9 protein-coding genes are annotated in these 13,450 nt (G+C 70.9%); 4 read left to right on the forward strand and 5 right to left on the reverse strand.

Features of this window, described 5'->3' with window-relative positions; translation table 11 throughout:
• Positions 1-10: 10 nt before the first annotated feature.
• Positions 11-880, forward strand: coding sequence for an alpha/beta hydrolase (locus AB0M70_RS09800; RefSeq protein WP_365818241.1), 870 nt, complete (start codon positions 11-13; stop codon positions 878-880).
• Positions 881-919: 39 nt separating this feature from the next.
• Here the strand turns inward: AB0M70_RS09800 and AB0M70_RS09805 are convergent, their stop codons facing one another.
• Both AB0M70_RS09805 and AB0M70_RS09810 read right to left on the reverse strand, forming a co-directional pair.
• Positions 920-2,701: an ABC transporter ATP-binding protein gene (locus tag AB0M70_RS09805; protein WP_365818243.1), complete on the reverse strand. Its 1,782-nt coding sequence runs from the start codon at positions 2,699-2,701 to the stop codon at positions 920-922.
• Positions 2,698-4,524 carry an ABC transporter ATP-binding protein gene (locus AB0M70_RS09810; RefSeq protein WP_365818245.1) on the reverse strand — a complete coding sequence of 609 codons (1,827 nt, stop codon included), beginning with the start codon at positions 4,522-4,524 and terminating at the stop codon, positions 2,698-2,700. Before AB0M70_RS09810 ends, AB0M70_RS09805 begins: the two co-directional genes overlap by 4 nt.
• Positions 4,525-4,803: 279 nt before the next feature.
• Between AB0M70_RS09810 and AB0M70_RS09815 the strand changes: the two genes are divergently transcribed.
• Positions 4,804-5,544, forward strand: a complete 741-nt coding sequence (locus tag AB0M70_RS09815; RefSeq protein WP_365818247.1) for a L,D-transpeptidase family protein — start codon at positions 4,804-4,806, stop codon at positions 5,542-5,544.
• A gap of 53 nt (positions 5,545-5,597) precedes the next feature.
• Here the strand turns inward: AB0M70_RS09815 and AB0M70_RS09820 are convergent, their stop codons facing one another.
• From AB0M70_RS09820 to AB0M70_RS09830, 3 genes are all read right to left on the reverse strand, one after another.
• Positions 5,598-7,058, reverse strand: a complete 1,461-nt coding sequence (locus tag AB0M70_RS09820; RefSeq protein WP_365818249.1) for a Gfo/Idh/MocA family oxidoreductase — start codon at positions 7,056-7,058, stop codon at positions 5,598-5,600.
• 125 nt (positions 7,059-7,183) lie between these two features.
• Complete coding sequence (locus AB0M70_RS09825) at positions 7,184-10,102, reverse strand: FAD-binding and (Fe-S)-binding domain-containing protein (RefSeq protein ID WP_365818251.1); 2,919 nt, start codon at positions 10,100-10,102, stop codon at positions 7,184-7,186.
• A 59-nt stretch (positions 10,103-10,161) separates the two neighbouring features.
• Complete coding sequence (locus AB0M70_RS09830) at positions 10,162-10,605, reverse strand: MarR family transcriptional regulator (protein ID WP_365818253.1); 444 nt, start codon at positions 10,603-10,605, stop codon at positions 10,162-10,164.
• Between the two features lie 114 nt (positions 10,606-10,719).
• Between AB0M70_RS09830 and AB0M70_RS09835 the strand changes: the two genes are divergently transcribed.
• Together AB0M70_RS09835 and mltG are read left to right on the forward strand one after the other, a co-directional pair.
• Positions 10,720-12,537 carry an ABC transporter ATP-binding protein gene (locus AB0M70_RS09835; protein WP_365818255.1) on the forward strand — a complete coding sequence of 606 codons (1,818 nt, stop codon included), beginning with the start codon at positions 10,720-10,722 and terminating at the stop codon, positions 12,535-12,537.
• Positions 12,538-12,583: 46 nt separating this feature from the next.
• Positions 12,584-13,429, forward strand: coding sequence for an endolytic transglycosylase MltG (gene mltG / locus AB0M70_RS09840; RefSeq protein ID WP_365818779.1), 846 nt, complete (start codon positions 12,584-12,586; stop codon positions 13,427-13,429).
• Positions 13,430-13,450 lie beyond the last annotated feature (21 nt).

Consider the following 13,450-nt stretch of genomic DNA (forward strand, 5'->3'; position numbering starts at 1 on the left):
CTACACCACCATGACGACGCATACGCATACGCTCACGACCCCCGGCGCCGAGCTCACCTACGACGTGCACGGCCCCGTGCCGACGGCGGACGGGCGCCCCTTGCTGTTCATGATCGGCCAGCCCATGACCGCCGACGGATTCGCCGCCCTGGTGGCCCGGCTGCCCGACCGCACCGTGGTCACCTACGACCCGCGCGGCCTCGGCCGCAGCAGCCGCAGCGACGGCAGGGACGACCACGACCCCGAGGTCCAGGCCGGCGACGTGCACGCCTTGATCCACACACTGGGGGCCGGGCCCGTCGAGCTGTTCGGCAGCAGCGGTGGTGCCGTGGTCGCGCTGGCACTGGTGGCGGCGTACCCCGACGACGTGGTCACCCTGGTCGCGCACGAGCCGCCGCTGCTCTCCGCGCTGCCCGACGCCGAGGCCGCCGAGCGCGCGCGGGCCGGTGTGCGGGACGCGTACGACAAGAGCGGCTGGGGCGCGGGCATGGCCGCCTTCATCGCGATGACGTCATGGCAGGGCGAATACACCGACGCCTACTTCGCGCAGCCCGCCCCCGACCCCGCCGCCTTCGGCCTGCCGACCCAGGACGACGGCTCACGCGACGACCCGCTGCTCTCCGACCGGTCCTGGGCGGTCAGCGGCCATCAGCTCGACGTCGGCGCGCTCGCCGCGGCTCCTACGCGCATCGTGCTCGCGGTGGGGGAGGAGTCGGAGGGCGTGTTCACCTGGCGTACCGCGGAAGCGGCGGCCACGCTGCTGGGGCAGCGGCCGGTCGTGTTCCCCAGCCACCACGGCGGCTTCACGGACGCCAGTTCCGGATACCCGGGCAAGCCCGACGAGTTCGCGCTCCGGCTGCGCGAGGTCCTCGAAGCGTAGGGCGGGCCGGGCCCCCGGTGTCCGGGAGCGGCGGCACCTCTACCCGTGCCAGGACCGCCACAGCGCGGCGTACGCGCCGCCCGCCCCCACCAGCTCGTCATGGCTGCCCAGCTCGCTGATCCGGCCGTTCTCGACCACCGCGATGACGTCCGCGTCGTGCGCGGTGTGCAGCCGGTGCGCGATGGCGACGACCGTACGGCCGTCCAGGACGCGCGCGAGGGAACGTTCCAGGTGACGTGCCGCGCGCGGGTCGAGGAGCGAGGTCGCCTCGTCGAGGACCAGGGTGTGCGGGTCGGCGAGGACCAGACGGGCCAGCGCGATCTGCTGGGCCTGCGCCGGGGTGAGCGAGAAGCCGCCCGAGCCCACCTCGGTGTCCAGGCCCTCGCTCAGGGCCCTCGCCCAGGAGTCCGCGTCGACCGCGCCAAGGGCCGCCCACAGTTCGGCGTCCCGCGCCCCGGTCCTCGCGAGCAGGAGGTTGTCGCGCAGCGAACCCACGAAGACGTGGTGCTCCTGGTTGACCAGCGCGACGTGGGAGCGCACGTCCTCCGCGGGCATGGCCGACAACTCCGCGCCGCCCAGCGTCACATGACCGGCCCGCGGAGCGTAGATCCCGGCGAGCAGCCTGCCCAGCGTCGACTTGCCCGCGCCGGACGGGCCGACCAGGGCGACCCGCGAGCCCGGCTCCACGGCGAGGGAGACCTCCCGCAGGACGTCGACGCCCGCGCGGTAGCCGAAGTGCACGTCGTCCGCGAGCACATCGCGTCCCTCGGGCGTGACGGAGCCGTCACCCGTGTCCGGCTCGATGTCCCGTACGCCGACCAGGCGGGCCAGCGACACCTGAGCTACTTGCAGCTCGTCGTACCACCGCAGAATGATCCCCAGCGGATCGACGAGCATCTGCGCGATCAGTGCGCCGGTGGCCAACTGCCCGACATCGATCCAGCCCTGCAGGACGAACACTCCGCCGATCATCAGGACAGAGCAGAGCACGAGGGTGTGCGTGAAGGTGATGACCGGGAAGAGGACGGAACGCAGATAGAGCGTGTGCCGTTCCCACGCCGTCCATTCACGGATACGACGCTCCGACTGGTCCACGCGGCGCTTCCCGAGCCGGTGCGCCTCCACCGTCCGCCCCGCGTCGATGGTCTCGGCGAGAGCGGCGGCGACCGCGGCGTACCCGGCGGCCTCCGAACGGTAGGCGGAGGGCGCCCGCTTGAAGTACCAGCGGCAGCCGACCACGAGCAGCGGCACCGCGACGAGGATGGCGGGAGCCAGCGGCGGCGCGGTCACGGCGAGTCCGCCGATGAGCAGCGCGGCCCACACCACGCCGATCGCGAGCTGCGGCACCGCTTCCCGCATGGCGTTCGCGAGCCGGTCGACGTCCGTGGTGATCCGTGAAAGGAGGTCGCCCGTCCCGGCCCGTTCCAGCACGCCGGGCGGAAGCCCGACCGACCGCACCAGGAAGTCCTCGCGCAGGTCGGCCAGCATCCGCTCACCGAGCATCGCGCCGCGCAGCCGCACCTGGTGGACGAAGAGGGCCTGCACGACGAGAGCGACGGCGAACAGGCCGATGGTGCGGCCCAGATGAAGGTCGCGGGCGCCGTCCGCGACGCTCTCGACCAGATCACCCAGCAAGTAGGGACCCGCCATCGAGGCGATCACGGCGCAGGTGTTGACCGTGACGAGCAGGGCGAAGGCCCGGCGGTGCCGCTTGACCAGCTCGCGTACGTAGGCCACGACCGTCGCGGGCGCGCCGACGGGCAGGGTGTCCGCGGTGGTCGGGGCCGCCGGGTCGTACTCCGGTGGCGCCAGGCCGATCATGCCGTCTCCTCGATGTCGATGTTGATGCCGGTCCTGATGCCGGTCTGCGCCTTCGGCGCTCGTTCCTCGTCCGTCTCGCGGGTGACGACCGCCCGGTAGCGCGGCTCGGTGTGCACCAGTTCGCGGTGCACGCCCACCGCCGCGACCTCGCCCTCGTGCAGGAAGACCACACGCTCGGCCCGGTCGAGGAGCAGTGGCGACGAGGTGAGGACCACGGTCGTACGTCCCTTGCGCAGCCCCTTGACGCCGTCGGCGACCCGCGCCTCGGTGTGCGAGTCGACGGCGGACGTCGGCTCGTCGAGCACGAGGACGCCGGGGTCGGTGACCAGCGAGCGGGCCAGCGCGAGGCGTTGCCGCTGGCCGCCCGACAGAGAGCGTCCGCGCTCGGTGACATGGGCGTCCAGCGGGGCCTCGTCCACCGATGCCTGCGCGAGGGCGTCCAGGACGTCCGCGCACTGCGCGGCCTCCAGTGCCTCGTCGGCGCTCACCGCTCCCGACGACGGTACGTCGAGGAGTCCGCGGAGCGTGCCGGAGAGCAGCACCGGGTCCTTGTCCTGGACGAGGACGGCGGTTCGGGCGGTGGCCAGCGGGACCTCGTCGAGCGGTACCCCGCCGAGCCGCACGGACGGCAGCTTCTCCGCCTCGTCGAACGCGGCGTGCCCGCCCAGGCGTTCGGCGAGCCGTCCCGCCTCGTCCGGATCGCCGCACACGACGGCGGTGAGACGACCCGAGGGTGCGAGGAGCCCGGTCGCCGGGTCGTAGAGATCGCCGGCGGGCGTCCCGCCGTCGACACGCGGTTCGTCGTGCGGCTCGTCACCGGCCTGCGTCGTGCGCTGCAGGGAGAGCACCCGGGCGGCGCGCTTGGCAGAGGGGCGCGAGAAGCTGTAGGCCATCGCGATCTCCTCGAAGTGCCGCAAGGGGTAGGTCAGCAGCGTGACCGTGCTGTAGACGGTGACCAGCTCGCCGATGGTGATACGGCCCTCGCGGGCCAGGTTCACGCCGTGCCAGACGACCACGATCAGGAGCAGCCCCGGCAGCAGCACCTGGACGGCCGAGATCGCCGCCCACATGCGGGCGCTGCGCACGGCGGCCGTACGCACTTCCTGCGAGGCGTGGCGGTAGCGGTCGAGGAAGAGTTCCTCGCCGCCGATGCCGCGCAGCACCCGCAGGCCCGCCACGGTGTCCGATGCCAGCTCGGTCGCGCGCCCTGCCTTCTCCCGCTGGTGATCGGCCCGCCGCGTGGCGCGCGGCAGCAGCGGCAGCACGGCGAGCGCGAGCACCGGGACCCCCACCGCGACGACGACGCCGAGGGCGGGCTGGTACACGACCAGGCCCACGCAGACGAGGACGACCGTGAGCGCGGCCGCCGCGAAACGTGACGCCGCCTCGACGAACCACCCGATCTTCTCGACGTCACCGGTGGACACGGCGACCACCTCACCGGCGGCGACGCGCCGGGTGAGCGCCGAGCCGAGCTGGGCGGTCTTGCGGGCAAGCAGCTGCTGGACACGGGCGGCCGCGGTGATCCAGTTCGTGACGGCGGTGCGGTGCAGCATGGTGTCGCCCAGGGCGATGGCCATGCCGCACAGCAGCATCACCGCGCCCGCGACGGCGAGGCGTTCGCCGGACCGGTCGATCACGGCCTGCACGGCGACGCCGACGAGGTAGGGGAGCACCGCGATGGAGCCGAAGTGCAGGAGGCCCCAGGCGAGGGACTTCAGCTGGCCGTCGAGCTGGTTCCGCCCGAGCCAGCGCAGGAAGTGAGGGCCCGAGCGGGCATCCGGCATGCCCGGGTCGGTGTACGGAAGGTCGCGAATCTGCATGACGTGTGACGTCCCAAAGTCGGAGAGACGGAATCGTCGGTTCGGCGGAGCGTGCCGGCGTGAACGGACGACGGTGATCGGGCGTTGGCGGATGGGCGGGGAGCGGCTCCGCGGAGGGAGGCGGCCGACATCGAGCGGAGGTAACAGGCCGTGAAAGGTTCGCCTCGCACGGTGGCGCGAGGCAAACGATTTTCCGTCGGCGAGTAAAGATTCGGCCCCTTCTCGATCGCGGGCCGGGCGCCGGCGCGGCTCGCGTGAACCGAGTGCGACCATGGACGGATGCGTATAGCCGGTGCGGTGCGAGCGGCGGCCGCCGTCGCGGCCTGCGGTGTTCTTCTGACGTCCTGCGGAAGTTCGGACGACGGGGCGAGGGCCGGAGCCAAGAACGACCAGGGCGCGGGCCGCGCGAAGAGAGCCGAGGCGTCGCCGACGACCGACCTCAAGCGCATCCCCGACGTGGGTGAGCGCCTGCGGAGCAAGATCCCCGAGAACTCCCGGCAGGTCGTCGCGGTCTACGGAGAGGGCGTGGACTCGGCGAAGTCGACGGTCGTCCTGTACGAGAAATCCGGCTCGACCTGGGACAAGACGCGCACCTGGGCCGCGCACAACGGCAAGAAGGGCTGGACGACCGACCACCGCGAGAACGACAAGCGCAGCCCGGTGGGTGTCTTCACGCTCACCGACGCGGGCGGCGTCCTCGCCGATCCCGGCGCCGGCCTCCCGTACACCCGCAGCGCGTCGATGCAGGCGCCCCACTACTGGGCCAAGTCGCACTGGCACGACTTCGACTACGTCATCGCCATCGACTACAACCGCGCCAAGGGCACCCCGCCCAATGACCCGACCCGCCCCCAGGGCCAGTCCAAGGGCGGCAGCATCTGGCTGCACATGGACCACGGCAGCGGCACGTCGGGCTGCGTCAGCCTGTCGAAGGAGGGCATGCGCTACCTCCTGAAGAACCTCGACCCGAAGCAGCACCCGGTCGTGCTGATGGGCGACAAGACGAACTTGAAGGGCTAGGGCTTGACCGGGGCCCGGCGGTGCCCATGTGAGCACTGCCGGGCCCAAGCCCCTTACGCCTTCGGCTTCTCCGAGTCCACTCCCGGGCGGGCCTTCTTCCACATCCCGCGAGTGAAGTCCGGGATGGCCTGCGGCGCGCCCTTCGCCTTGATCGAGAGGTGGCTCAGGGGGACGGGTGACGTCCAGACCGCGGCGTCGTAGACGTCGAAGTCCGGGACGAGGCCGAGCTGCATGGTCTGCATCAGACGGAAGATCATGATGTAGTCCATGCCGCCGTGCCCGCCCGGCGGGTTGGAGTGCTCCTTCCACAGCCAGTGGTCGAACTCGGCCGCGTACTTGCCGAAGTCGCCCCACTCGTCGTTCGTGTGGTCCGGCTCGATGTAGATGCGCTCGGGGTAGTCCTCGAAGACGCCCTTCGTGCCGCCGAGGCTGTTGATCCGGGAGTAGGGGTGCGGGGTGCTGACGTCGTGCTCCAGGCGGATCACCCGGCCCTTCGCCGTCTGGACGAGACTGATCGTGCGGTCACTCTCGATGTACGTCTCCTTCCAGCTCGGGTCGCCCGCGGGCATGTGCTCCTTGCGGTACTCGGCCAGACCGAGGGCGGGCGTGCCGAAGCTGGAGATGTGCGTGACGCGGTCGCCGCGGTTGATGTCCATGTAGTTGGAGACGGGACCGAAGCCGTGGTTGGGGTAAAGGTCGCCGCGCAGCCGCGTGTGCCACAGGCGCCGCCAGGGGCCCTCGTAGTAGTCCGGGTCGAACATCAGGCCGCGCAGGTCGTGGTTGTAGGCGCCCGCTCCATGCAGCAGATCACCGAACTTGCCCGCGTGGGCCATGCGCAGGACACGCATCTCGTTCTTGCCGTAACAGCAGTTCTCCAGTTGCATGCAGTGTCTGCGCGTGCGCTCGGAGAGGTCGACCAGCTCCCAGAGCTGGTCGAGCTGAAGGGCGATGGGACACTCCACGCCGACGTGCTTGCCGTTGAGCATCGCCGTCCTGGCCATGTCGAAGTGCCAGTCCCAGGGCGTCGCCACGTACACGAAGTCGACGTCACCGCGCTTGCACAGGTTCTCGAAGTCGTGATCGCCCTTGGTGTACGTCGCCGGGGCGGGCTGGCCCGCGTCGGTGACCTTCTTCGCCGCGGCCGCCGTCTTGTCCTTGACCGGGTCGCAGAGCGCGACGACCTTCACTCCCGGGATCGCCAGGAACAGGTCGATCATGCTGCCGCCGCGGTTGCCGAGCCCGACGATGCCGACCCGCACCGTGGAACGCCGCTGGAAGGGTACGCCGACCATGGTCTTGCCCTTGCGCGGCGGCGCGTCGGCGGCCGTGGCCGCGCCCGCGGGCGCGCCCTGGGGGGCGTCGGCGTGTGCCGTGCCGCCGGTGAGTGCGCCGAGACCGAGCCCGGCTCCGGCGAGGCCGGCGGTGCGGAGCACGGCGCGGCGGGATGCGCCGTCCGCGGAGTCTTCAGGGGTCGCGGACTCGTCGGGGTTCGGGGTGGCGTGCTCGTCGTGCATCGGACCTCCGTGGCTTGGATGCCTGCGCTGGAACGGATGCCACCCTGATGGCGGGATGGGCGTGGCGCAAGGGACCGAAGTGGCCAGGGAGTTGGATTTATTTCATCCGGCGTGCGGTGCTGTGCTCACGGCCGCGTCGCGCGCTCCAGCTCCAGGAGCACGGAGTAGTAGGAGCGGCCCGTCGCGTGGTCCATGCCCACCTCGCACATGCGGTTCGCCGAGAGGTGCGCGTCGTAGGGGCGGGAGGTGACCTCGGCCGCTTCCTTGCGGGTGGCCGACTCCGTCAGCTCCTTGTGCAGCATGCCGCGGTCGCCCGCGAAGGCGCAGCAGCCCGCGTCGTCCGGGACGACCACCTCGTCCGCGCAGGCCTCGGCGAGGGCACGCAGCTGGGCCTCGTCACCGAGGTGGCTCATGGAGCAAGTGGGGTGCAGGACGGCGGAGCCGACCGTGCGGTGCACGGTCAGGTGCGCAAGCAGCTCGTCCGCGGCCCAGACGAGGGAGTCGACGACGGTCAGCTCCCGGTGCAACTCGCGGTTCTCGGCGGTGAGATAGGGCACGACCTCGTGCGCGATGCCGAGCGTGCAGGACGAGGCGTCCACCACCAGCGGCAGCCTTCCGCCCGCCGTCCAGGCCCAGGCCGCCTCGACGATGCGATTGGCCATCACCGCGTTGCCCTGGTCATAGCCCTTGGAGTGCCAGATCGTGGCGCAGCAGGTCCCCGCCACGTCGTCCGGAATCCAGAGGGGCTTGCCCGCACGCGCGGCGACGGCGACCATCGCCTCCGGCAGCGAGCGGTCACCGGGGCTCCCGAAGATGCGGTTGACGCACGCCGGGTAGTACACGGCGCTCGCGCCCCCGGGCTGCGTGCGCGGCAGTTTGCGGGCGGCCGCCCCCGGGATGTCCGGCAGCCATTCGGGGACCAGGTCGGGGCGGACGGCCTTGCGGGCGGCGCGCGTGACCGAGGTCAGGAGCCGGTCGCCGATCCGGTCGGCGGCGGCCACCGCGAGCCTGGCGGCAGCCTCGACCGCCTTGAAGTTTGTGGCGGCGACGGCGGCCGCCCTCTCCTCGCGCGGCGAGTGCCGTGCGTGCCGGAAGTCCTTCATCAGGGCTCCGGTGTCGATGCCCACCGGGCAGGCCAGCTTGCAGGTGGAGTCGCCGGCGCAGGTGTCCACGGCGTCGTATCCGTACGCCTCGACCAGGCCGTCCTCGACCGGGGAGCCGGGCCTCTGGCGCATCATCTCGCGGCGCAGCACGATCCGCTGGCGCGGAGTGGTCGTCAAGTCCTCGCTGGGACAGGTGGGTTCGCAGAAGCCGCACTCGATGCAGGGGGCCGCGATCAGCTCCACCTTGGGGATGGTCTTGAGGCCGCGGAGGTGGGCCTTGGGGTCGCGGTCCAGGACGATGCGCGGTGCGAGCACGCAGTCCGGGTCGATCACCTGCTTGGTGCGCCACATCAACTCCGTGACCTTCGGCCCCCATTCGAGCTCGAGGAACGGGGCGATGTTGCGCCCCGTCGCGTGCTCGGCCTTGAGCGAGCCGTCGAAGCGCTCGACGGTCAGCCGGCAGAACTCGTCCATGAACGCGGCATAGCGCTCCACGTCCGAGGGCAGGCCCGCGTCGAAGGCGAGCAGGAAGTGAAGGTTGCCGTGCGCGGCGTGACCCGCGACGGCGGCGTCGAAGCCGTGCCGTGTCTGGAGCTCGAGCAGGGCCCCGCAGGCGTCGGCGAGCCGCGACGGCGGCACCGCGAAGTCCTCGGTGATCAGTGTCGTCCCGGAGGGGCGGGAGCCGCCGACCGCTGTCACGAAGGCCTTGCGTGCCTTCCAGTAGCCCCCGATCGTCTTCGGGTCGCGGGTGAAGGCGTTGGTCACCGAGGGAACGGGCGCGACGAGTTCGAGCCCTTCGACGACCTTGGCGGCCGCGGCCTCGTACGCCTCCCGGCCTGCCTCGTCCGGTGCGCGGAACTCCACCAGGAGCGCGGCGGTCGACTTCGGGAGCCGTGCCCAGTCGGCGGGCACGCCCGCGACGCTGGTCGAGGCGCGCAGGGTGTTGCCGTCCATCAGCTCGACGGCCAGTGCGCCCGCTTCGTTGAACAGGGGGACGGCAGCCGCGGCGGCCGGCAGGGAGGGGAAGAACAGCAGAGCCGTGGTGAGGTGCCGGTCCAGCGGAAGCGTGTCGAAGACGACCTCCGAGATGAACCCGAAGGTGCCCTCGGAGCCGACCATCAGGCCGCGCAGGATCTCCACGGGCGTCGCGCCGTCCAAGAACGCGTCCAGGCGGTAGCCGTTCGTGTTCTTGATCTCGTACTTGGCGCGGATACGGGCCGTGAGCTCCTGGTCCGCCTCGATCTCGCGCTTGATCTGCAACAAGCCCTCGCACAGGGCCCGTTCGGCGTGCGCGAGCTGTGCGTCGGCGTCCGGGTCCGCGGTGTCGACGACCGTGCCCGTCGGCAGGACGAAGGTGAGTGAGGCCACCGTGCGGTACGAGTTGCGGGTGGTGCCCGCCGTCATCCCGGAGGCGTTGTTCGCGACGACCCCGCCGATCGTGCAGGCGATGGCGCTCGCCGGGTCGGGGCCGAGCACACGGCCGTGCCGCGAGAGTGTGGCGTTGGCCCGCAGGATGGTCGTCCCGGGGCCGATGCGGGCCTGCTCGCCGTCGCCGATGACCTCCACGCCCGCCCAGTGCTTGCGCACGTCGACCAGGATGTCCTCGCCCTGGGCCTGGCCGTTGAGCGAGGTGCCCGCCGCGCGGAAGACGACCTCGCGGCTCCTGCCGTGCGCGTACGACAGGACGGCCGAGATGTCGTCGATGTCCTCGGCGACGACCACGACCTGCGGCACGAAGCGGTAGGGGCTCGCGTCGGAGGCGTACCGCACGAGGTCGGAGATCTTCGTCAGTACCTTGTCCTCGCCGAGCAGCGCGGACAGCTCCGAGCGCAGGGGCTCGGGGGTGCCCTTGGCCTGCCGGTCCGGCACCCGGTCGTGCGCCGGTGCCTCCGGGTGCGTCACGGGGCGCAGGGCTTCCGGCTTGGGCTCCAGGAACGGCATGAGCTCTCCTCGGCGGGGTCGGACGGTCGGGCGGGTCGGTCGGCGGCGGGCGCCCGGTGTCAGCGGCCGGGGGCGTCCCGCACATCGAAGAGCGCGTTGAGCAGGCCGCCGAGCTGCGTGCGCTGCTCGGCGTCCAGTGGAGCCAGGATGTCCTCCGCGGCGGCCAGGCGCGCGCCGCGCAGCTCCCCGAGAGCCTTGCGTCCCGCGTCCGTGAGCTCGATGCGGATCACCCGGCGGTTGGTGGGATCGGGGACGCGCCGCACGAGATCGCCCGCCTCCAGGCCGTCGACCAGGCTCGTCACGGCACGCGGGACCACTTCGAGGTGCTGGGCGAGGTCAGCCATGCGCGGCGGGGTGTCGTACTGCACGAGGGTGCGCAGCAGGCGCGACTGGGCCGGGGTGATGCCGATCGGCACCAGATGGCGCTTCTGGATGCGGTGCAGCCTGCGGGTCAGCCGCAGCAGCTGTTCGGCGAGGAGTCCGTCGGCGTCCGGGGTGTTCATGCGGGAACATTATCAGGACCTTGTGCATTGTGAGTATAGGTAACAGTGAGCTATGATCGCTCAGCCATCGTCGGCAGTCACTGCCGACAGCCGTCCCACCCCCCGTAGGAGCCCATGCCTCACGACGAACCCAAGTGGACACCGCAGCCCCCGGCCCCCGGCCAAGAGGAACAGCCGCGGCAGATCCGCCGCATCCTGCGCCTCTTCCGCCCCTACCGCGCTCGCCTCGCGATCGTCGGCCTGCTGGTCGGCGCCGCCTCCCTGGTCTCGGTCGCCACCCCCTTCCTGCTGAAGGAAATCCTCGACACCGCGATCCCGCAGGGACGGACCGGCCTGCTGAGCCTGCTCGCCCTGGGAATGATCCTCAGTGCCGTCGTCACCAGCGTCTTCGGCGTCCTGCAGACCCTGATCAGCACGACGGTCGGGCAGCGCGTCATGCACGACCTGCGCACCGCTGTCTACGGCCGGCTGCAGAGCATGTCGCTCGCCTTCTTCACCAGGACGCGCACCGGAGAGGTCCAGTCCCGCATCGCCAGCGACATCGGCGGCATGCAGGCGACGGTCACCTCCACCGCCACCTCCCTGGTCTCGAACCTCACCAGCGTGATCGCCACCATCGTCGCGATGCTCGCCCTCGACTGGCGCCTCACCGTCGTCTCGCTGCTCCTGCTGCCCGTCTTCGTGTGGATCAGCCGCAGGGTCGGCCGTGAACGCAAGAAGATAGCCACGCAGCGGCAGAAGCAGATGGCCGCGATGGCGGCGACGGTCACCGAGTCGCTCTCCGTCAGCGGCATCCTGCTCGGCCGCACGATGGGCCGCTCCGACTCGCTCACCAAGACCTTCGCCGAGGAGTCCGACCGCCTGGTCGACCTGGAGGTCCGCTCGAACATGGCGGGGCGCTGGCGCATGGCCGTCATCTCGATCGTCATGGCCGCCATGCCCGCCGTCATCTACTGGACCGCGGGCCTGGCCTTCCAGATGGGCGGCCCGACGGTCTCGATCGGTACGCTCGTCGCCTTCGTCTCGCTCCAGCAGGGCCTGTTCCGGCCCACCGTGAGCCTGCTCTCCACCGGTGTGCAGATCCAGACCTCGCTCGCGCTCTTCCAGCGCATCTTCGAGTATCTCGACCTGCCCATCGACATCACCGAGCCCGAGCACCCGGTGCGCCTCGACAGGATCAAGGGCGAAGTCCGCTTCGAGGACGTCGAGTTCCGTTACGACGGGGAGGACGGCCGGAGCCGCCCGATCCTCGACGGCATCGACATCACCGTCCCCGCAGGCGGCAGCCTGGCCGTCGTGGGCCCCACCGGTTCGGGGAAGTCGACCCTCAGCTATCTGGTGCCGCGGCTGTACGACGTGACGGGCGGCCGCGTCACGATCGACGGCGTCGACGTACGCGACCTGGACTTCGACACGCTGGCCCGCGCGGTCGGCGTCGTCTCCCAGGAGACCTACCTCTTCCATGCCTCGGTCGCCGAGAACCTGCGCTTCGCCAAGCCCGACGCCACGGACGAGGAGCTGATCGCCGCCGCCGGGGCCGCCCAGATCCACGACCACATAGCGTCCCTGCCCGACGGGTACGACACGGTCGTCGGCGAGCGCGGCCACCGCTTCTCCGGTGGCGAGAAGCAGCGCCTTGCCATCGCCCGGACGATCCTGCGCGATCCGCCCGTGCTCATCCTGGACGAGGCGACCAGCGCCCTGGACACGCACACCGAGCATGCCGTGCAGGACGCCATCGACGCGCTGTCCGCCGACCGGACGACGCTCACGATCGCCCACCGGCTCTCCACGGTCCGCGGCGCCGATCAGATCGTGGTCCTGGACGCGGGCAGGACCGCCGAGCGCGGTACGCATGAGGAGCTCCTGGAGAAGGACGGCCGTTACGCCGCTCTGGTCCGCAGGGACGCCCAACTGGAGCCAGCGACATGAAAATATGCTCGGTATGTCCGTGTTTGCACGATAATGTGCCCGCATGCTGCAGACCAAGACTCCGCGCCGGGGCACGATTCGACTGACGCGTCGGGGCCGGATCGCCCTGATCGCGACCGGAACCGTCGCGGCGGTCACCGCCGTGGCGGTGCCGCTGCTGCTCCCGGACGACGACGCAGGCCCCGAATCGCTGACCATCCCGGAAGGCTGGCGCACCAGTCAGGTGTACGAGGCCGTCGACAAGGCCCTCGATGTACCGGCGGGCACCACGAAGAAGTCCCTTCCCAAGGCGCACCTCAAACTCCCCGGCGACGCACGCGGCAACCCGGAGGGTTACCTCTTCCCGGCGACGTATCCCATCGACGAGAAGTCGACCCCCGCATCCGTGCTCTCGTACATGGTGAACACGGCCGCCAAGAAGTTCGGCGGCAGTCAGGTCACGGCGGGCGCCGACCGCAACACCATGAACGTCTACCAGACCGTCACCATCGCCAGCATGATCGAGGCCGAGGCCGGCTCCAAGGCCGACATGGGCAAGGTGGCCCGGGTCATCCACAACCGCCTCGAGCAAGGCATGCCGCTGCAGATGGACTCGACGATCAACTACGCCCTGAACCGCTCCACGCTGAAGACCCGCGACAGCGACACGAAGATCAACAGCCCGTACAACACCTACACGCGCATGGGTCTGCCCCCCACCCCGATCGGCAACCCCGGCGAGGAGGCGCTGCGCGCGGCGATCAATCCGACGCCGGGCAACTGGCTGTACTTCGTGACGGTGAAGCCCGGCGACACCCGCTTCACCGCGAACTTCGAGGAGCAGCAGAAGAACGTGGCGGAGTTCAACAAGAACCAGAGCGAGAAGAAGGGCGAGGCAAAGCAGGCCGGCTAGGTCCCGGACGTCCCGGTCCCG

The sequence above is a fragment of the Streptomyces sp. NPDC051214 genome (genome assembly GCF_040682375.1).
Classification (GTDB): Bacteria; Actinomycetota; Actinomycetes; order Streptomycetales; family Streptomycetaceae; genus Streptomyces.